The following is an 18,564-nucleotide window of genomic DNA, read 5'->3' as shown; positions in this document are numbered from 1 at the left end:
GGCGGGTCCGTTAAGCCCCGTATTTCATTGAGTAAATCTCGAACTCGTGTCTGGACGCGTCCAGGCTGATCCAGCACCGTCGGCTCGGCTTCTTGAGCGCCTTACGGCTCTGCAGGTTCGACGACTCGATGAGCCCGGTTGGTATCCGGACGGGGGAGGCCTGTACCTACAGGTCAGCGGCGAGGCGGGGCGGTCGTGGGTTTTCCGCTATTGGAAAGGGGATCAGGAACGTCGAACGGGCCTGGGACCGCTGCATTCGGTCACCCTCAGCGAAGCGCGGGGACTGGCCCGCGACGCTCAAAGGCTGCGGCTAGCCGGCCTGGATTCGATCGACGAGCGTCGGAAACGTGAGGCGGCGGAGGCGCAAGACAACGCTGTCAATGTCAGCTTCGACAACGCGGTCGATGCCTTCATCGAAGATAACAAGGCGTCCTGGCGCAACGACAAGCACGTTAAACAGTGGAAAAGCACCCTGACGACCTACGCCTCGCCGCATATGGGAGGACTGGATGTCAGCACGGTCGAGACGTCCCATGTGCTCTTGGCGATCAAGCCCATCTGGGCCAGCAAGGCCGAGACGGCGAGCCGGGTTCGAGGCCGCATTGAGAACGTGATCGACTGGGCCACAGCTCACGGTCACCGCGAGGGCGACAATCCCGCCCGATGGAACGGCCACCTCGACAAGATCCTTCCGGCCAAGTCCAAGGTTCGATTGGTCAAGCACCACGCGGCGCTGCCGTTTTCCGAGATCGTGGCGTTCATGACGAACCTGGCGGCCGTGCGCGGCGTGGCGGCGCGGGCGCTGGAGTTTACGATCCTCACGATCGGACGCACCAACGAGATCCTCGGCGGTGTCTGGGAAGAGATCGATCTTGCCAAGGCCCTCTGGACTATTCCCGGCGAGCGGATGAAGGGAGGCAAGGAGCACCGAGTGCATCTGTCAGCACCGACGATCGCCATTCTCGAAGGGCAATTGGTCCGCCGGCGGCGCGCTCAGACGTATCTGACGGGAGAGCAGGCGGCGTTGGCCTCGCCCATAGGTCCCATCTTCCCAGGTCTTCGACCGGGCAGGGGTCTATCCAACATGAGCCTGCTCAAGGTGCTCAAAGATCTTGGCCGAGGCGATCTTACAACCCATGGCTTTGGGAGCACCTTCCGCGACTGGGCGGCGGAAACCAGGGATTATCCTGGCGAACTCGTCGAGATGGCCTTAGCGCACACCATCGGAAACAAGGTCGAGGCCGCCTATCGTCGTGGCGATCTGTTCGAAAAGCGTCGGACGCTTATGGACGATTAGGCGGCGACCTGCTTCGCAAGGGCGGCCTAGACAATCGGGCAGTGTCTTCGAGGCGATCGAGATAGGCCACCAGCTCTGTATGTCGAACCAAGGTTCGCGCGCCGTCTTTCAGAACGCGGATGTCGCCAGCGGCGACGAGCTCATAAAATCGACTTCGGCTTATCGCCAGCGCATCAGCGGCTTCCTTTACCCGGTACGCCAAGCGCCCAAGGCTGCCCAATTGGGGGGAGGAGGTGGGATCCGCTTGCATGTCTGGCCCTTGTCGGTCGCAGCCATGATTTCGTCCCGCAAGAATGTTAGCGCAATGCGCTCCGAGCCGCGATCGTACTGTGGCGTGCAGTGACAGGCGTTCGGCGGTTGCGGACCCTGGCGGTGATCGACAACTGCACCCGCGAGTACCTGGCTCTGGTGCTGACACTTCGCTGTCAAGGCTCAGCCAGCCCATCCCAGCCCAACGCCGCCACGACCTTTTCGACGGCCTCCCGGAAGGGTTCGGCGTCGACAGTCTCCCGAACGGCCCCGGCCCCGGCCTTGCGGGGAAAGGTGGTCAGATTGCGATAGGCCATCATCGCCGCCAGCCTGCCCTTGTCGGCCAGCGCGGCGACGCAGAAATCCTCGCCCGGAACCAGGCTTTGGAGCAGGAGGGTAGGGGTAAAGCCCAGCGCCTCGACCTGCTCGATCGCCTCGTCAGTCGACCCCGCGATGCTCACCCCCGGCCACCGGCTCCGTCGCTGGGCTTGACGATGAGCGGGTATTCCAGCGTCGGCGCCAACCGCGTCAACGCCGCGCGGTCCGGCACGATCCGGGTCCTCGGGGCCGGAAGATCATCGCTTTCGACTAGCTTGGCCAAATGGTCCTTTGGATGGACAACACTGATGCTCTTCCACAACGGCGCGGCGAGCTTGACCGCGGGCTCGAAGCGCGCGCGGTGGCGTGCGATCAACTCGCCCTCTGTGAACACGGGCATCAGGACGTAGGGGCGTTCATCGCGCAGCGCATATTCGCGCACGGCGGCTTCCAGTTCGTCGAGGAAATCGTCGGGCCGAAGCTTCCAGGGCGCGACGGTGAAGGTCTCCTTCACATGCTTTGAGAACGACATCACCGCCAGGTCGACATCGTCGCACCCTATGACCTCGACACCGCGCTGGGCCAGCGAGCGAGCAATGACCAAGGCCATCAGGCTTCGGCCGTAGGTGAGGATGACCCGACCGTTCGAGGCCAGGGGAAGTGTTCGGACAAAAGTGTGCTCCGGCTAAGGCAGAGCTTTAGCGATCCGGTGGGGCGGTTGGTTCCCATGTGTATTGCGAGCAGCCGTTACGATGAATGGCAACGCGAAAACGCCAGGTGTCGACGCCATGGCGCGCACGGTCGGCGCCGCGGCCGCGCAGGAACCGGCCCGTCCGCAGACAGCGATGACTTATCGCGTCCGCTGCACCGGGCGCGTCCGCCGGGTCTGGACATCGGGACCCTCGGCGGGGGCGGCCGACGGGTCTAGAGCGGCGTGCTTGCGGTGCGCCAGCCAGGTTTCGATCTCGCCCAGATCCCAGATCCCAGATCCCAGATCCCAGATCCCAGATCCCAGACCACGCAGCAGCGGGTCAGCGAAAACCGGCGGGGAAATTCTCCGCGACGCTCCATCTCATAGATGGTCGTGTCGGTGAGCGGCTCGATCTTGCGCAATTCTGGCCGGCGGATGGCGCCGGTGGCGGGCAGGGCGCCCACGGGACGGGGCGGCGGCGCGAGGTCTTGCGGCATGGCAGGCTCGCTTTTGGCCCATAGTTCAAGGCCTTGCCCACGCAGCAAGCGACCATAAGGTCAAGGTGGGCTCTGGCGTGGAAAGACAGGCGTTCGGCGGTTTTGGAACGCGCCTCCTCGTGGTCTTGACATCGGCTCCGCAGGCGGCGCGGGTGCTTGGTTTGGGGATGCCAGGGCGACCGGCCGGCAAAGGGGTGTCTCCTGGAGACCCTGAGACCGCGGTGCAAACGCCCCAGCGCCTTTGGGGCGATCTCAGGCCCGTTGGGCCTGCGGACCGTGAGCCCGTCGATCTCGTCGAGCCCGGCGTCCTCACCGGGATGCAGACACTGCGGCGCTAGTCGGGGCGGCAGGGTCCACCTTTTGCAAACGCTTCGCCAGAGGTTCACGCCGAGCGCTTTCGCGCCCGGCTTCACCCAATATCGAGAGCGGCCGGCGGTCACGCTCGGTCCCGCGGCTTTCGCCGCTCCCACGGGCGCGACGCCTGGCGGGCGCCCCCAAGACAAGGAATGGGGGTCGCCGCCGGCCGCTCGACGCCGCCTCCCGCCACGCGCATGCGCGGGCTCCTGTGCAGGCTTCATTTTTCGAAGAGCGATCACGAGGTGATCGCGTGGCTTGGGGCTCCGCCCCTGGCGCACTTCGGATCGGCTTCCGCCCAGCTTCGGTCGCTACGGGAGCGGTCGACAGGCTGGGCAGCAACGCCCTGCAGCCGGGTCCCCGCGAAGCCGCCCCTCCGTTTGCACCCCCGGTCTCGCCGACGGGCAGGGGTTCAGGCGCGCCTTGCGCCTGCACCCCTGCCCAAGGAAAAAGACCATGACCCAAGTTCAAGACACCGCCCGCGCCCCAGCCGTGAAGGCCGGGCGCGTTCCGGTCCAGCCCGGTGAGGTGCGTGACATCGCCCTCAACAAGTTGAAGGCCTCGCCGCGCAACGCGCGGCGTGTCGGCCATTCGGCCGAGGATATCGAGGCCCGCGCCGCCAGCATCCGCTTCAAGGGCCTGCTCCAGCCCCTGGTGGTCGAGCCGGAGGTGAGGGAAGGCGGCCAGGAAAGCGGCTACTACCTCGTCACCATCGGCGAAGGTCGCCGTCAGGCCCTCAAGCTCCTGGCCAAGCGCAAGCTGCTGAGCAAAACTGAGCCTGTGCGCTGCGTGGTCGATACGACCAACGATCCCGCCGAGATTTCCTTGGATGAAAACATTTCGCGTCGGGACAAGGGCGTCGTTGACCTCCAGGCCGCCATCAACCGCTTCGTCGCCGATCACAACCAGCAGCCCAAGCCCTTCGTCTGGACCGCCGACCCCGACAAGATCATCGCCGCCGCCGCCCGTGGGCACCAAACGTTGGAATCAATCCACTAGCGGCCGAGGTGGACCAAGCCGAAGTCGTCGCGGAGCTTGACGCCGAAGTCGTCGAGACTGTCGCGGCCCAGGCGGTCGCGGTCGCGGCCGAATAGGCGAGGGCGGGGCGGTCCAAGACCGCCCCGCCTTTTCCACGATGTTGAAAGCTGGGGTGGCCGATCCTTGGGATCGACCACTTTCTGTGCGTGGATGGACGCGCGCAGGCGCGCCGGCGCGCCGGGCGAGCAAGGCCCGTGCGCCACCCGACCACGCTCAAACCGGTTTGGCGTGTGCCGGTCTTCGCGTGAGGGCGATGGGTTCATCGCCACCAGGCCGCGATCGAATGCGGCGTGATCAAGATTCTCAAATATTCGGAGATGTGATAGATTTTCGCGAACGGTGACGGATTCCCGCAAGCGGGCCGCAGCCCGGTGATCGAATTTCGCGGGGTTTGAAATGGGTGAATGGCCTACGCGCGCGGTGACCGAGTTTCGCGGTCGCGCCCTTCCCGAGCCCGGGGAGCTCGCCGGCTACGCCGCGCTGATCGCCCGCTATGACCTCGTCCTGCCGCTTCCGGTCCAAACGGCCGCCATCGCCGCCCGCCACCATCCCGTCTCGACCCCCGACTGGCTGATGCTGACACCCCGGCACCGGCCGGAGGCGACGCTCGCCGCTCAGCTGACCCTGGCCTTGCGCTATGAAGGCGTCGACCTGCAGGTGCTGTCCAAGCTGTTCGACCAAGTCGCGTCTTCCGACATCGAGGCGATCGTCAGGGCCACGCCGACCGGCGCCTTCGCCCGCCGCCTCTGGTTCCTCTACGAATGGCTGACGGGCGGCCAGCTCGATCTGCTTGATCCCGGCAAGGTCCGGCTGGTTCCGGTGCTGGATACCGACCAGCAATACGCTCTGGCCGTCGCCGAGCCTTCGCCCCGCCACAAGGTCCTCAACAACCTGCCGGGCACGGCGGCCTTTTGCCCGCTGGTCCGCAAGACCGCCGAACTCATCGCCTATGGCGACAAGGCCCTGGGCGAGCAGGCGCGCGACGCGATGGGCCGGGTGCGGCCCGACCTGATGGCGCGGGCGGCAGCCTTCATTCTGCTGAGCGACTCCAAGTCCTCTTTCGCCATCGAGGGCGAGCGGCCGACCGGGCAGCGCGCCGCCCGCTGGGGCCAGGCCATCGCCCAAGCCGGGGCGCGGCCGCTGGATCTGGCGGAGCTTGATCGCCTCCAGGAGGTGGTCATTGGCGACGCCCGGTTCGTTCGCCTGGGTCTTCGGGACGAGGGCGGCTTTGTCGGCGTCCACGACCGCGACAGTAACATCCCGCTTCCCGACCATGTCAGCGCCCGCCCTGATGATCTCCGGAGCCTGATCGACGGCGTGGCGGCCTTCGCCGAGCGCGCGGCGCGCGGCGGCATGGATCCGGTGGTGGCGGCGGCCAGCCTGGCCTTCGGTTTCGTCTATATCCACCCCTATGTGGACGGGAACGGCCGGCTGCACCGCTGGCTGATCCATCATGCCTTGGCCCGCGCCGCCTATAGCCCGCCAGGCCTGGTCTTTCCGGTCAGCGCCGCGATCTTGCGTCAGATCGACCGCTACAAGGCAGTCTTGGAGTCCTACTCGGCGCAGCTCCTGCCATTCATCGATTGGCGCGCCACCGACACCGGCAACGTCGAGGTGTTGAACGACACCGCCGCCTTCTATCGCTATTTCGACGCCACCGCCCACGCGGCCTTCCTCTATGCCTGCGTCGAGCAGACCATCGAGCAGGACCTGCCCCAGGAGGTCTGGTTCCTTCAGGCCTTCGACCGGTTCAGCCAAGACGTTCAGCAGATCGTCGATATGCCGACGGGCGAGGTCGAACTGCTGCGCAAGTTCCTGGACCAGGCCGGCGGCCAGCTCTCCGAACGCGCTCGCGGGAGGGAGTTCGAGGCCCTGACGGAGGGCGAGGTCGAACGGATCGAAGCGCTCTACGCCCGAGCCTTCGACAAGGGGCCAGGCTAGGCCGGCGACCGGCGACTGCGGCCAGGGGGCGAACTTTCTGGACGGGGGTCACCGGCGGCGACCCATTCGGCGGCCTCCCGCGAGCGGAACGAGCTCCAAATCCTGGAAGCCTCACCTGCGGGCCGCGATCCCTTGGGATCGATCGCTCGCTTCGTCTGTCTATTTCCAGGCCCCGCGCCGGGCTTGCCTGGCTTCGGCCTCGGCGGCGGCATAGGCGCCCTTGCTGTAGCGCCGGTATTCCGTGGCCAGGCCCGAGTGGATCAGGGCGGCGTTGATGTCGGGCGTGGCGTCCGACCAGCAGCGGGCGACGCTGCGGCCGTAGCGGTCATGGTCGACAACGCGGCAACCGACGCGGCCCGGCGGCCCCGTGTCAGCGTGATCAGCAAGTCTCGCGCCTCATAGGCCAGCGGCTCGGCCGTTGTCGTGCCGCGCTTCACCTCGGGCGCATCGACCCCGAACAGCCGGATGCGATCGGATCCGCAGCGCAAGGTGTCGTCGTCATGCACGGTGGGCGCGGTGCATGCGATCAGCCCGGCGGCGAGGGCGGCGAGGGCAGTCATGTCGCCGCTATACCCTGTGTCGCCTCCGTCGCCAGCCCTCGCGCGCCGCGCCCGCCCCGCCGGATCGGCGGAGAGGCTGGCCGCTTAGTCCGCCTTGGGCGCGTTGCTGCGCGACCAGACCAGGCTGTGGACGCCGTCGATGACGACCAGGCCGTCCTTGATCGCGGTGGGGACGACGGCCGTCCAGCTTGACCGGCAGATAGTCGTTCTTGGCCCAGCCGGCCACCTTCCAGGTCACGCCACCCCCCCCCTTGCCGGCGAACACCCGACATGGGGTCATATTCTTACCGGCCAGGTCGGCGACTGGGCGTGACTGGACTGCCCTGAACTCGATGGGAAAGGGGCGGACGTCGCCCAAGACGCGCTGTCAGATTGGACGGTGAAAGCGCCGATGGCCGCCATCCTGGCCTCTCCAGGAGACCTTTGCCGGGCTCGCCGACCGCCGTCCGCTTCTTGCCTGATCTAACCGGGGACCGGTCCGCTCCCACAACCTCACAGCCTGCCTTTCTTCCCCTGGGGCGCACGGCGCGCCTTGGCCCCATTCCTCGCGAGACAAGAAACTTATACCAAAAGCCCCTGACTCCGACAGGATTCCCTGACTGGCCGGACAGTGATTCACTCTCGTGGTTGCAAGGGAGATTGTGGATGTCCGCCATCAAGCTTCGAGTCGATTATGACGCGGCGCGGACCCGTCGGCTGGCGGCGCGGGCCAAGGATCCAGATCAGGTGCGGCGCCTGCTGGCGCTGGCGGCGGTTTATGAAGGCCGCAGTCGAGCCGAAGCGGCTGAGTTGGCCGGCATGGACCGGCAGATGCTGCGGGACTGGGCGCTGCGGGACTGGGCGCTACGGGACTGGGCGCTGCGGTTCAACGCCCTGGGTCCGGAGGGCCTGATCAACCGTCCGCCGACGGGCGCCCGGCGATGTCTGTCGCCGCAACAGGAGCAGGCCCTGGGCGCGCTGGTGGAGGCCGGGCCCGAGGCAGCGGGGCGCAAGGGCGTGGCGGGCTGGCGGTGTTGCGATCTGCAGACGGCCATCGCCGAACGCTTCGGGGTGAGCGTGCACGAGCGCACGGTTGGCAAGCTGCTCAAGCGGCTGGGCTTTTCGCACATCACCACCCGGCCCCGGCATTATCGCCAGGACGTCCAGGCCCAGGTGGATCTTAAAAAAACTTCGCAGGGGCGCTGGCGCGTATTCAATCTGGCCTGACGCCCGGCACGCCTGTCGAGGTCTGGTTCCAAGACGAGATGCGGGTCGGTCAAAAGACCCACCGCACGCGGGTCTGGGGCAAGGCCGGGACGCGGCCCCGCCAGATCGCCGACCTGCGGACCGGTTGCGCCTATCTGTTCGGGGCCATCTGTCCCGCGCGTGGGGTGGGCGCGGCCTGGGCCTGCGAGAAGGCCAACACCGCCGCCATGCAACTCCAGCTCGACGAGATCGCCCTGCAGGTCGCCCCAGGCGCCCATGGCGTGGTCGTCCTCGACCAGGCCGGATGGCACACCACCCAAAAGCTGAGACCGCCCGACAACCTCACCCTGCTGCCCCTGCCGCCACGCTCGCCCGAGCTCAATCCCGCCGAGAACGTCTGGCAGTATCTGCGACAGCGCTTCCTCTCCAACCGGGTGTTCGACGACGACGACGCCATCGTCCAAGCCATCTGCGAAGCCTCCAACAGCCTCATCGACGAGCCAGACCGCATCAAATCCACCGGTCATCGCCAATGGGCCACAGGTTCACGCTAGGGGCGATTGGTATTAGCACCTGCGACATCCAGTCTCACCGACCACAACGCTGCATTGCATCCGCCGCTCATCCCGTGGGTGGTCTCGACAAGAGTCTACTACAGATTGCGTCCTGCACGATGGCGGGGCGAAATCCGTTGTGAAGGCTGGGCCTCAACAGGGTGTTGGGGACGCGAGAGCGCAATTTGTTCACCGCTAATCGATACGCAGGCACAGCAAAGCTACAGGGGGTGACGAGATGAAAGCCAGGAAGGCTCCGAAGCAACCCGGGCGCGATCTCAGCGGGAGCATTGCCCGTCACGGGGCCGAAATCACCCTGCTGGCGCTGCTGTTGCTTACGGTAGCCGTGATTGGCTTCCAGCGGCAGATTTTCGGCCGCGACATCCTGATCTCCCAAGCGACGGCTGGAGAGTTCCTTTACAGCGGCTATGCGGATCAGGCGAGCGGCGGCGCCTCAACACTAGAAGATGCAGATAAACCTCTGCGCTTTACGTGCGCTTTGAGACCTGGCGCGCCTAGCATGTATTGTGGTTACGAGGTGGCGTTCGACGGATATGGGACACGCCCCGGGCTAGACCTCCGTAACCTAGACAGCATCGAGCTTGAATTTGCCTATAGCGGACCCCCGTCGACGGCCCGCCTGGGCCTGAAGAACCGCGACGACCGGTACTCCAAACCGGGGGACCGCTCGACAAATAAAGTCAACAAAGTAGATTTCAGTCTAAAGCCAGGGGGGCAGAGGCTAGTCTTTCACGCAGAGGACTTCAGCGTCGCTGAATGGTGGCTACAGGGCAAAAATCTTCAGCCCGAGTTGGCGAGACGTCAGCTGGACAACATCGTTGGAATCGAGATCTCGACCGGGGCCTCAGCTGCGCCTGGGCGGTACGCGTTTCGTCTCAATTCCATCAAGCTCCGGCGTTCGGCCGCGACGCCTGCGCAACTCTATCTGGGCATCCTCGTCGTGTGGGGCGTAGCGCTGCTGCTTTACATGCTCGTTCGTTTCCGAAAGGCCAGGCAGGACACAGCCGTGCTGAAGCAAGCCAAGGCTGCGGCCGAACGAGCCAGCCGGGCCAAGTCAGACTTCCTGGCTAGTATGAGCCACGAGCTGAGGACGCCCCTGAATGCAATATTGGGCTATGCCCAGTTGCTCCTGCGCGCTGACCTGTCGGCCGGCCATGTGGAGCCGGTTCGAACGATCCACCGCAGCGGAAAGCATCTACTCTCCCTAATCACTGACCTGCTCGACCTCTCAAAAATCGAAGCGGGCAAGATGCAATTGCATCCCGCGCCGACCGACTTGCAGGCGATGGCTGCTGGCGTTTGCGAGATGATAGGCGTGCGGGCCGAAGAGAAGGGACTTAAATTCAACTGTCTGATCGACGACGACGTGGTCAGCGCCGTTCAGGCCGACGAAAAGCGCCTGCGTCAGATCCTTCTGAACCTGCTGTCTAATGCGGTCAAATTCACCGAGGAGGGGAGGGTGTCGCTGGTGGTGAGCCACTTGCGGCGCACTGAACAGAGCGCGACCATCCGATTTGAAGTCCAGGACAGCGGCCCCGGGATTGCAGAGCACGAGCTGGAGCTAATCTTCCGCCCCTTCGAGCAGGTGGGCGCCGTGGGCACTCAGGAGGGCGGTACGGGGCTTGGGCTGACGATAAGCCGGCAGTTCGCTGATTTGATGGGTTCCAGCATCGAAGTGCGCAGCCGCGTCGGGCAGGGCACAAGTTTCTGGTTCGACGTGACATTCCCTCTGGCAGAACGACCCGCAGCGGCTGGCAGGTTGGCGATCGAGCAGGTCCGGGGATATTCCGGCCCCCGCCGCCACGTACTTGTGGTGGATGACAACAACGACAGCCGTAACGTTGTCCGGGATCTACTGATCCAGCTCGGGTTTGAAGTTTCCATCGCAGCCAATGGCGTCGAGGCGCTGCAGCGGGCGCAAGCCGTATCGCCTGACTTGATCTTGATGGACCTGAGGATGCCCGTCCTGGACGGGCTTCAGACAACGGCCATGCTGCGCATGATGGATTCTTTGAAGGGCATCGCTGTCTTGGCGAACTCAGCCGACAGCCCCGAACATGCCGAGAGCAGTGCGCTCGCCGGCGGAGCTAACGCCTTCATAAGCAAGCCCATCGACAACTCAGAGCTGCTGGACGCTCTGGGACGGCTGCTTAAGCTTGAATGGACGTTGGAGGACGGACAGTTGCAAAGCCAGTTGTCGCCTACGTGCGGCGGCGAGCCCATGGTTCGGTTGACCCACCTCAAAACGGTTGAAAACGTGGCGGTAGACGAGCCTCTGCGGATTCTTCTCGCCGAGGACAACGCCGCCAACCAGCAACTCATCACCGCCATGCTGGAAGGTACCAGGTTTGACTTGAAAATAGCGGCCAACGGGGCCGCAGCCCTAGGCGCCTTTCAGGACGGCAAGTTCGATCTCGTGCTGATGGATGTTCGGATGCCTGAGATGAACGGCATCGAAGCGACCCGGGCGATGCGTCTCTGGGAAGAGGCCCACGGCCGATCGCGAACTCCGATCATAGCTCTGTCGGCCGACGCGGCGAGCGAGTTTTTGGTCGAGTACCGCAAAGCCGGCATGGATGGGCACCTCGATAAGCCCATACGGCTTGATGAGCTATTTGGGTTGCTCCAACGGGTTGCAGATCGAGACCTCTAGGACCTTGTAGTCGCGGTCTAACGACAAACCGCGGAGCCCGGCGCATGTTGTTTTCGGGCCGGAGCTCGCGATTGCGGCTTTCGGCTCAACGTCCGGAATCTGGAGCCGACTGAGTTTCCGCATCTGTTTAGGTTTCTTGGACGCCCGCCAGGCGCGGCGACGGGGCTGACCCCGAGGGCGGGTGTCTGAGAAAGCTCGAAGTCTGACCCGCGGGATGGCGGTAGCAGCCTATGGGGATTTGAGCGGCGCGCTGGTCCCGTGGGGTCGCGGGCGATGCGCTGTTGGCCGTTGTCGCTGCTGCAGGCGGCCGGTTTGGTCCGTTACGATGCCGCTGATGATGCTCTAGAGGCAGTTCACCACCCTTCTCAAGGATCTGCATGTGCTTTTGCTCCGGCGGCCAGCATTGCCAGCACCGGGTGCAACCCCATCATTTCAGGGCGTGAATCGAGGATCCGAGTAGACCGAAATCCATGTCGGCCGAGGAAAGCGCACGATCCATCACCCGGTTCCAACGTCCGACGTGTCGCCTGACGAGGACCAACAACATAAGCCATAAGGGTGACGAGCAGCCGCCGTCAGGGGCGACGAAGGGCTTGGGGCTCCGCCCTCGGCGCGCTTTGGATCGTCTTCCGCCCAGCTTCGGCCGGCTTTGCCGGCCTGCCAGCCGGGTCCCCGCGAAGCCGCCCCTCCGCTTGCACCCCCGGTCTCGCCGACGGGCAAGGGTTCATGTTGAACCCCTGCTTTAAGGATGAAGATCATGGGACAAGCCACTGAAAAGCTGAAACCCCGCATCCATGTCGCCTGTCTGGCGGCCTATAACAACGGCTGGCTGCACGGCGTCTGGATCGATGTCGAGGATGACGCCGACGCCGTGCGAGACGCCACCAACGCGATGCTGAAGGCCTAGCCCGTGGCGGGCGCCGAGGAGTACGCCATTCACGATCATGAGGGCTTTGGCGGGGTTGAGATCGCCGAATATGCCGGGGTCGACAAGGTGGTGGCGATCGCCAGTTTCCTGCGCGAGCGTGGGACCCTGGGGGCCTTGGTGCTGGAGCACTTCTGTGGGGACGTGGATGCTGCGGCGAGCGCACTGGACGAGGACTATCGTGGCGTCTTCGAAAGCCTGGCCGACTGCTATCAGGAAATGACCGAGGAAACCCTGACCATCCCGGAGGCCTTGCGCCTCTATATCGATTGGGAGGCCATGGGGCGGGACGCGCGGCTGAACGGGGAGGTCTTCACCGTGGAGACCGCCCACGACGAGGTCCATGTTTTCTGGTCGCGCTAGGCGCCGGGCAGGAGGTACATGAGCGCCCAGGCGGCCGCGCCGACGATCAGCGTCACGGCGAGCAGGCTGGCCCAACCGGCGGGGGTCAGCAGGCGGGCGGTGGGGCGAAGGCGAGGGGGCATGGAGAGAACCTAGAGCAGGGCGGAACGGCGCGCTAGCCGATCAGCGCCGGTTGGGGCAGGCGCTCGGCCGGCGCGGCTTGGAAATTGGACACCGTCACCCCGACCAGGCGGACGCCCTTGGGCGAGGGCAGGACCGAGCCGATCAGGTCGCGGCCCAGGCGGCGCAGGTGCTCGCGGTCCGCCACCGGGCCGGGCGCCGAGCGGCTGCGGGTCGCTTGCTGGAAATCGGCGAACTTGATCTTCACCGTCACCGTGCGGCCAAACGCCTGGGCGGTCTCGCACCAGCCCCAGACCTTGTCGGCCAAGGCCAGGACCTCCGCCTCGATGGCGGCCGGGTCGGTCAGGTCGGTCTCGAAGGTGGTCTCCGAGCCCGATGACTTGCGCACTCGCTCGCCATTGACCGGGCGATGGTCCTCGCCGCGCGCTATGGCGTGGTACCAAGGCCCAGACTTACCGAAATGCTGCTGCAGGAAGGTCAGCGACTGGCGGTTCAGGTCCTCGCCGGTGTGGATACCCAGGCGCTTCATCTTAGCTTCGGTCACCGCGCCGACGCCATAAAAGCGGCCGATCGGCAGGGTCTGGACAAAGGCTTCGCCCTTGCCCGGCGCGACCACGAACTGGCCGTTGGGTTTTCGCTGGTCGGAGGCCAGCTTGGCCAGGAATTTGTTGTAAGAAATCCCCGCCGAGGCCGTCAGGCCCGTGGCCTCCAGGATGCGGGCGCGGATTTCCTTGGCCGTGTCGGTGGCGGTGGCCAGGCCCGCGCGATTGGCGGTGACATCCAGATAGGCTTCGTCCAGCGATAGCGGTTCGATCAGGTCGGCATAATCGGCGAAGATCTCGTGGATCTGGCGTGAGACGGCCTTGCAGACCTCGAACCTGGGCGGCACGAACACCAGCTGCGGACACTGGCGCAGCGCCGTGGTCGAGGGCATGGCCGAACGCACCCCAAATTGGCGCGCCTCGTAGCTAGCGGCGGCCACCACTCCGCGTCGCGCTCCATGGCCAACGGCAAGCGGGCGGCCCTTCAGGCTGGGATCGTCGCGCTGTTCCACCGACGCGTAGAAGGCGTCCATGTTGATATGGATGATCTTGCGAGGGGGCGCGGTCATGGCGACTCCAGTCTAGCAAGGGGAGAACGGAACAGGAACTGTTCGCTGCTTGAGCCTAGCTTCACCCCCGGCCAGCGGCCGTCGGGTTGACCGGGAGGGATGGGCGAGCTCTGCTCCGCTCGGTGAGGTAGGCATAGATAGGGCAGGTCGGTTGATGGAGGTTCCGCGGCGGACGACGCTGACCTCGGCCCTCGCACTGGCCGCCGGGCGTACGACATCTTGGGCCGATCCGCCGCCGCGCCGTCTGAGCAATCCCCAGGCCTCGAACGAGGCTCGCGCCCTCTACAGCTCTCTCTGGAGCCTCTACGGCCGCAAGACCCTGACCGGCCAGCAGGAAGGCGTGGGCCACGCCACCCCGCTCGAGCTCGACGACATCGCCAAGGTGACCGGTCGCCAGCCCGCGATCCTCGGTCTGGACTACATCGATCCCCGCGACAACACGGCGGTCAATGACCGCGTCACGGCCTGGCGTGGCTCGGGCGGCATCGTCACCCTGTGCTGACACTGGGGCGCTCCCGATATCGGCGCGGGCTACGAGAATTCCAAGAAGGACTTCGACCTCGTCGCCGCGCTCAAGCCCGGCACGCCGCAGAACATCGCCTTGCATCGTGATCTGAAGCAGATCGGCTACCTGCTGGCCGTCCTACGCGATCGGCGCGTGCCGGTGCTCTTGCGACCGCTCCACGAATTTTCGGGCGACTGGTTCTGGTGGGGCAAGCACGGCCCCGACGCGTTCAAGGCGCTCTGGGCGCTGATGTACGACGAGTTCACCTATCGTCGTGGGCTGGGCAACCTGATCTGGGTGTTGGGTTGGTCGGGCCAGAATGTCGATCCGGCCTGGTATCCGGGGCGTGAACGCGTCGATGTCGCCGGAGCCGACATCTATGCCGAGGATCACGGCAACCTCGCCCCGATGTTCGGCAAGGTCAAAGACATCGTCGGCGGCAGCGTGCCGATCTGCTTGCACGAGAACGGCCATATTCCGGATCCAGCCCTGATTGGCCCGAAGCCGATTGGTTTTGGTTCATGACCTGGCATACGCGATGGCTGACGGATCCAACCCAGAATGACGCTGCACGCCTGAAGGCTACTACGGCTCGCGGTGATATCTGACCAAGGACGAGTTGCCCAAGCCGTTCGGGGGGCCGGGGGTGAGCTTTTGAAGGATTCCCGCCGCCGCCGCAGAATCCCGCGTAGAAGAAGCGACCGCACATCCCGGAACGCATTCACGCCCCAACAAGCTGGCGACAAAACCGTATATAGAACCGTGTATAGCGAAAACTGCGTCTTTATAACACATTGAAATAGCGGAAGAAAAAATTGGATAGGGCGGACTCCGTCTCCGCCAACCCCCCAGTGACGATCGCGTTTGCTGATGGACCGAGCCTGTTCACGTCTTGGCTACGTCCTCAAAGCTCGTCGGTCTCGACCACGAAGCCTTGGAGCAGCGCCGGTCCAAATGCGGTCGTGATCGCCGCGTCGGTTGCGTCGCGGCCGCGGGCCATCAGGATGCGGCCGATGCGAGGGGTGTTGTGGCGCGCATCAAAGGTGCGCCAGCCGCCATCGAGATAGGCCTCGAACCAGGCGCTGAAATCCATGGGCGCATCGACGGGCGCAATTCCGATGTCGCCAAGGTAGCCGGTGCAGTAGCGGGCGGGAATGTTCATGCAGCGACAGAGCGTGATGGCGAGGTGGGCATAGTCGCGACAGACACCGCGCTGCTCCTCATTGGCCTGCCAGGCGGATTTCGTCGCCCTGGCATGGGCATAGCCAAACGCGATGCGGTCATGGGTGTAATCGACGATCGCCTGGACCAGCGCCCAGCCGGGGGGAATGTTTCCAAACAACGACCAAGCCAGGTCGCTGAGGGTGTCGGTCTCACAATATCGACTGCCCAGCAGGAACACGATCACGTCGTCGGGCAGGTCCTCGATTCGGGAGGCCGGGGCGTTGAGCAGGACCGGGTCGGGCGCCCCGCTGTCGCGGGCGATGAAATCAGCGGCGATCACCGAACGGCCTTGCGGCAGCACGACCCGACTGCAGAGATTTCCAAATGCGTCGACATAGCTGGAGAGTCGGACGTCCCGGTCGATACGGATGGTGTCGGGCGCTTCCAGGTGGCCTTGACGGTCGGGATGGACGTTGAGCATCAACAACATCGGCGTGGGCGCCGGGCAGTCATAGGTGATCTGAAAGCCCGCCTTGATGCGCATCGCGTTGTCCTGAGGGTCTAGCTGGCCAGGGCAACGTCCGTGCTTGACTGGGGTTGCTGAGCGAATGGTGAAGTCGAGGCCATGGCGCGATCATGCTCGCTCAGCACCTCGACCTCGACTTCCATGCCCAGGCAATCACCAGCTTCACCAGACCATCCCCCAGAGAGGGGCAGGGCTTGGCGGGGATCGCGAGCGATCGCCACGCGGATCAGATCGGCGTTGCCGACGATGCCGTTGGTCGGGTCGAACTCCACCCAGCCACAGGCCGGCAGGTAGACCCGCACCCAGGCGTGGGTGTGCCCGCCGCCCAGCTTGGCGGGCAGGCCGGCCGGTCGCGGTGGGCAGTAGAGGTAGCCGCTGACGAACTGGGCGGCCAGGCCGAGGGAACGGACCGCTTCCATCATCAGCACCGCGAAATCGCGGCAGGTTCCAGTGCGCAGCGCCAAGGTCTCGGCGGGGCATTGCGCGTGGCCCTGGAGCCGCGGGGCATAGCGAAACTCGCTGTAGATCGCCTGGGTCATATCGGCCAGAAGGGTCTGCAGAGCGGTGCGGCCGTCGTGGCGCAGGAAACTGCGCGCCCAACGCTCCAATGCGCCTTCGGAATCGGGGTGCTGGCGCTCCATCGATCGCAGCAGGTCGGGCATGTCTTCGGGGCTATAGGCGAAGGGCATCGTGCCGCCATAGGCCTCGATCTCGCCGTCGACCCCGGCGAAGGCGGGCAGGGGTCGGTGATCGAGAGTCACGCGGCTTTCGAACGACAGTTCGCTGGCCCGCTCGGCGAAGCGGGCGATGGTGACGCAGTTGCCGAACACGTCATGGACGTAGCGGACTTGGCTGGGCTCGGGACCGATCACCAGCTCCGTGCTGATCACGCGCTGGTCATAGCTCTCCAGCGGTCGAAACATCATGCGGTGTTCGCCAAACGCCACCGGCTTGCGATAGCGATAACGAGTCAGATGACGGATCGAGAGGATCGACATTGCAGCAAGGTGAGGGAGACTCGGGCGATGCGTCGATGAGGCTGCTGGTCGCGGGCGACATTGATCCGGTCGCTGTCGATAATCCGGGCGGTTCTTCGGATATTTTGCTGCTGGGCGATCATGCCGGGCGACTCATTCCAGGCCGGCTAGGCGATCTGGGTCTGGACCCCGCCGAACTGGAGCGCCACATCGCCTGGGACATCGGCGTCGCGGGCCTCGGCGCGCGCCTGGCTGGCCGACTAGACGCCGTGTTCCTTCGCCAGACCTATTCCCGGCTGGTGATCGACTGCAACCGCTGGCGCGGCGCGGCGGGGTCGATCCCGGCGGTCAGCGACGGCGCGGCGGTGATGGGCAATTTCGCGCTTGACGCCGCGGCGCGCCGTGCGCGGGAGGCCGAGATCTTCGCGCCCTATCATGCGGCGATCGCCGCCGAGCTCGATCGCCGGGCGGAGCGGCCGACCCTCATCGTCTCCCTCCACAGTTTCACTCCCACCCTCGCGGGCAGTGCGCGGCCCTGGCGCTTTGGTGTCCTGCACCGGCGTGACTCCGCGTTTTCGGCCGCGGTGCTCCAGGCCCTTACCGCCGCATCCGGAGACGATGTGGGTGACAATCAGCCCTACGCCATGGACGACACGGATTTCACGATCCCCCACCACGCCGACGCGCGCGGACTGGACTATCTCGAGCTGGAGGTTCGGCAAGATCTGATCGCGGACGCCGAAGGGCAGGCGCGCGTCGCCGATCTCCTCGCGCCCGTCCTTGCGGCCGGCCAACATGAGGGGCGAGCGCGCTAACCTCGCGCCTTTCCTTTCAGCGCCACCCCGTGGCCTGTGACGCCGAATTCAGCTGGCTGCCGGCGCGGGAGTTTCTCCGCCGCCAGCGGCCTTGGCGTCATCGAGCTTGCGGGCCATGGCCGCCGAGACGTTATCGGCCGCCTTGCGAACGCCCTCATAGAGCCGCTCGTCGAGCTCGTTCATGCGACGGGTAAACGCCGAATCCGGACCGATGCTGTCATTGATCCGGCGGCCCAGGACGCTCAGCTCGTCTTGCAGGCGCCGACTAACCGCGTCGAAGTCCCCCTGCGCCTGCGACCCCTCGCCGAGGCTGACGCGCACGGCCTTGGCGATATAGCCCGAACGCGTCATGCCGCCGGCCGAAGCCGCCGCGTCCAGGCGCTGCACCAGCCGTTCACCCAGCGAGATGTTCACGCGGATAGGGGGATCATCGACCGTGACATCGACAGGGATGGGCATCGCGCCGACCTGAGGCGTGATCTGTTCGATCGGCGTCGCGGACGGCCAGGCGTCGCCGTCCGTCTCGAACGCTTCGAGGCGTTCGATGAGCGCCTGCCGGGCGTTGATCAGCAGTTCGGCCAAGCCGCCACCGCTGACGGCGCAGTCGGGAAGGTCGTGGAAGTGCGCCTTGTAGCCGTCCGCCTGACCGCCGGAAACGAGCGCGACATAGATAACCGTGGACATGACCCAATCCCTTCAC

At 65.3% G+C, this 18,564-nt stretch carries 15 protein-coding genes and 5 pseudogenes; 9 read left to right on the top strand and 11 right to left on the bottom strand.

What is annotated here, in order from left to right; genetic code table 11:
- Positions 1-46 precede the first annotated feature (46 nt).
- Positions 47-1,297, top strand: coding sequence for a tyrosine-type recombinase/integrase (locus tag ACP694_RS11445; RefSeq protein WP_426012459.1), 1,251 nt, complete (start codon positions 47-49; stop codon positions 1,295-1,297).
- Here the strand turns inward: ACP694_RS11445 and ACP694_RS11440 are convergent.
- From ACP694_RS11440 to ACP694_RS11425, 4 genes are all read right to left on the bottom strand, one after another.
- On the bottom strand, positions 1,284-1,547 hold the full coding sequence (locus ACP694_RS11440; protein ID WP_426012457.1) for a helix-turn-helix domain-containing protein: 264 nt from the start codon (positions 1,545-1,547) through the stop codon (positions 1,284-1,286). The genes ACP694_RS11445 and ACP694_RS11440 overlap by 14 nt on opposite strands.
- Positions 1,548-1,722: 175 nt before the next feature.
- Positions 1,723-2,007, bottom strand: coding sequence for a hypothetical protein (locus ACP694_RS11435; RefSeq protein ID WP_426012455.1), 285 nt, complete (start codon positions 2,005-2,007; stop codon positions 1,723-1,725).
- A complete protein-coding gene (locus ACP694_RS11430; RefSeq protein ID WP_426012453.1) occupies positions 2,004-2,474 on the bottom strand; it encodes a hypothetical protein in 471 nt (156 codons plus the stop codon). Before ACP694_RS11430 ends, ACP694_RS11435 begins: the two co-directional genes overlap by 4 nt.
- 314 nt (positions 2,475-2,788) lie before the next feature.
- Positions 2,789-3,052: a helix-turn-helix transcriptional regulator gene (locus ACP694_RS11425; protein WP_426012451.1), complete on the bottom strand. Its 264-nt coding sequence runs from the start codon at positions 3,050-3,052 to the stop codon at positions 2,789-2,791.
- Positions 3,053-3,862: 810 nt separating this feature from the next.
- On the opposite strand from ACP694_RS11425, the pseudogene ACP694_RS11420 reads away from it, so the two are divergent.
- The 3 genes and pseudogenes from ACP694_RS11420 to ACP694_RS11410 form a co-directional block, all read left to right on the top strand.
- A pseudogene (locus tag ACP694_RS11420) lies at positions 3,863-4,186 on the top strand (ParB N-terminal domain-containing protein); the annotation flags it as partial.
- A gap of 78 nt (positions 4,187-4,264) precedes the next feature.
- A pseudogene (locus tag ACP694_RS11415) lies at positions 4,265-4,405 on the top strand (IS630 family transposase); the annotation flags it as partial.
- Between the two features lie 435 nt (positions 4,406-4,840).
- Entirely contained in the window at positions 4,841-6,385 is a 1,545-nt protein-coding gene (locus tag ACP694_RS11410; protein WP_426012449.1) for a Fic family protein, read from the top strand.
- A gap of 159 nt (positions 6,386-6,544) precedes the next feature.
- Here ACP694_RS11410 and ACP694_RS11405 read toward each other — a convergent pair.
- Positions 6,545-6,670, bottom strand: a pseudogene (locus tag ACP694_RS11405) (thermonuclease family protein); the annotation flags it as partial.
- A complete protein-coding gene (locus ACP694_RS11400; protein WP_426012447.1) occupies positions 6,646-6,945 on the bottom strand; it encodes a thermonuclease family protein in 300 nt (99 codons plus the stop codon). The gene ACP694_RS11400 and the pseudogene ACP694_RS11405, both read right to left, overlap by 25 nt.
- A 645-nt stretch (positions 6,946-7,590) precedes the next feature.
- On the opposite strand from ACP694_RS11400, the gene ACP694_RS11395 reads away from it, so the two are divergent.
- From ACP694_RS11395 to ACP694_RS11385, 3 genes and pseudogenes are all read left to right on the top strand, one after another.
- Positions 7,591-8,684 (top strand): IS630 family transposase gene (locus ACP694_RS11395; RefSeq protein ID WP_426012446.1). Its coding sequence is split into 2 segments (ribosomal slippage): positions 7,591-8,107 and positions 8,107-8,684, totalling 1,095 coding nucleotides; the frame shifts between segments, so codons are not numbered across the junction.
- A gap of 238 nt (positions 8,685-8,922) precedes the next feature.
- Positions 8,923-11,358, top strand: coding sequence for a response regulator (locus ACP694_RS11390; protein ID WP_426012445.1), 2,436 nt, complete (start codon positions 8,923-8,925; stop codon positions 11,356-11,358).
- Positions 11,359-12,106: 748 nt separating this feature from the next.
- Positions 12,107-12,646 (top strand): annotated as a pseudogene (locus ACP694_RS11385) (antirestriction protein ArdA).
- Here the strand turns inward: ACP694_RS11385 and ACP694_RS11380 are convergent.
- Together ACP694_RS11380 and dinB are read right to left on the bottom strand one after the other, a co-directional pair.
- Positions 12,643-12,768: a hypothetical protein gene (locus tag ACP694_RS11380; RefSeq protein WP_426012443.1), complete on the bottom strand. Its 126-nt coding sequence runs from the start codon at positions 12,766-12,768 to the stop codon at positions 12,643-12,645. The pseudogene ACP694_RS11385 and the gene ACP694_RS11380 sit on opposite strands and share 4 nt — an antisense overlap.
- 32 nt (positions 12,769-12,800) lie before the next feature.
- Positions 12,801-13,877, bottom strand: a complete 1,077-nt coding sequence (dinB, locus tag ACP694_RS11375) for a DNA polymerase IV (RefSeq protein WP_426012441.1) — start codon at positions 13,875-13,877, stop codon at positions 12,801-12,803.
- Positions 13,878-14,031: 154 nt separating this feature from the next.
- Here dinB and ACP694_RS11370 point away from each other — a divergent pair.
- A pseudogene (locus tag ACP694_RS11370) lies at positions 14,032-14,907 on the top strand (glycosyl hydrolase).
- A 379-nt stretch (positions 14,908-15,286) separates the two neighbouring features.
- Here ACP694_RS11370 and ACP694_RS11365 read toward each other — a convergent pair.
- Positions 15,287-16,090, bottom strand: a complete 804-nt coding sequence (locus tag ACP694_RS11365; RefSeq protein ID WP_426012439.1) for a transglutaminase-like domain-containing protein — start codon at positions 16,088-16,090, stop codon at positions 15,287-15,289.
- A 17-nt stretch (positions 16,091-16,107) separates the two neighbouring features.
- The gene (locus tag ACP694_RS11360; protein ID WP_426012437.1) at positions 16,108-17,070 is read right to left on the bottom strand and encodes a transglutaminase family protein; all 963 of its coding nucleotides are present in this window, start codon (positions 17,068-17,070) and stop codon (positions 16,108-16,110) included.
- A gap of 35 nt (positions 17,071-17,105) precedes the next feature.
- Between ACP694_RS11360 and ACP694_RS11355 the strand changes: the two genes are divergently transcribed.
- Positions 17,106-17,864: an N-formylglutamate amidohydrolase gene (locus ACP694_RS11355; protein WP_426012435.1), complete on the top strand. Its 759-nt coding sequence runs from the start codon at positions 17,106-17,108 to the stop codon at positions 17,862-17,864.
- 48 nt (positions 17,865-17,912) lie between these two features.
- Here the strand turns inward: ACP694_RS11355 and ACP694_RS11350 are convergent, their stop codons facing one another.
- A complete protein-coding gene (locus ACP694_RS11350; protein ID WP_426012433.1) occupies positions 17,913-18,548 on the bottom strand; it encodes a type II toxin-antitoxin system HicB family antitoxin in 636 nt (211 codons plus the stop codon).
- Positions 18,549-18,564: the final 16 nt, after the last annotated feature.

Source organism: Caulobacter sp. DWR2-3-1b2 (genome assembly GCF_049896345.1).
Lineage (GTDB): Bacteria > Pseudomonadota > Alphaproteobacteria > Caulobacterales > Caulobacteraceae > Caulobacter.
Note: the sequence above shows the minus strand (reverse complement) of the source record. Positions and strands in the feature narration are given on the sequence as shown.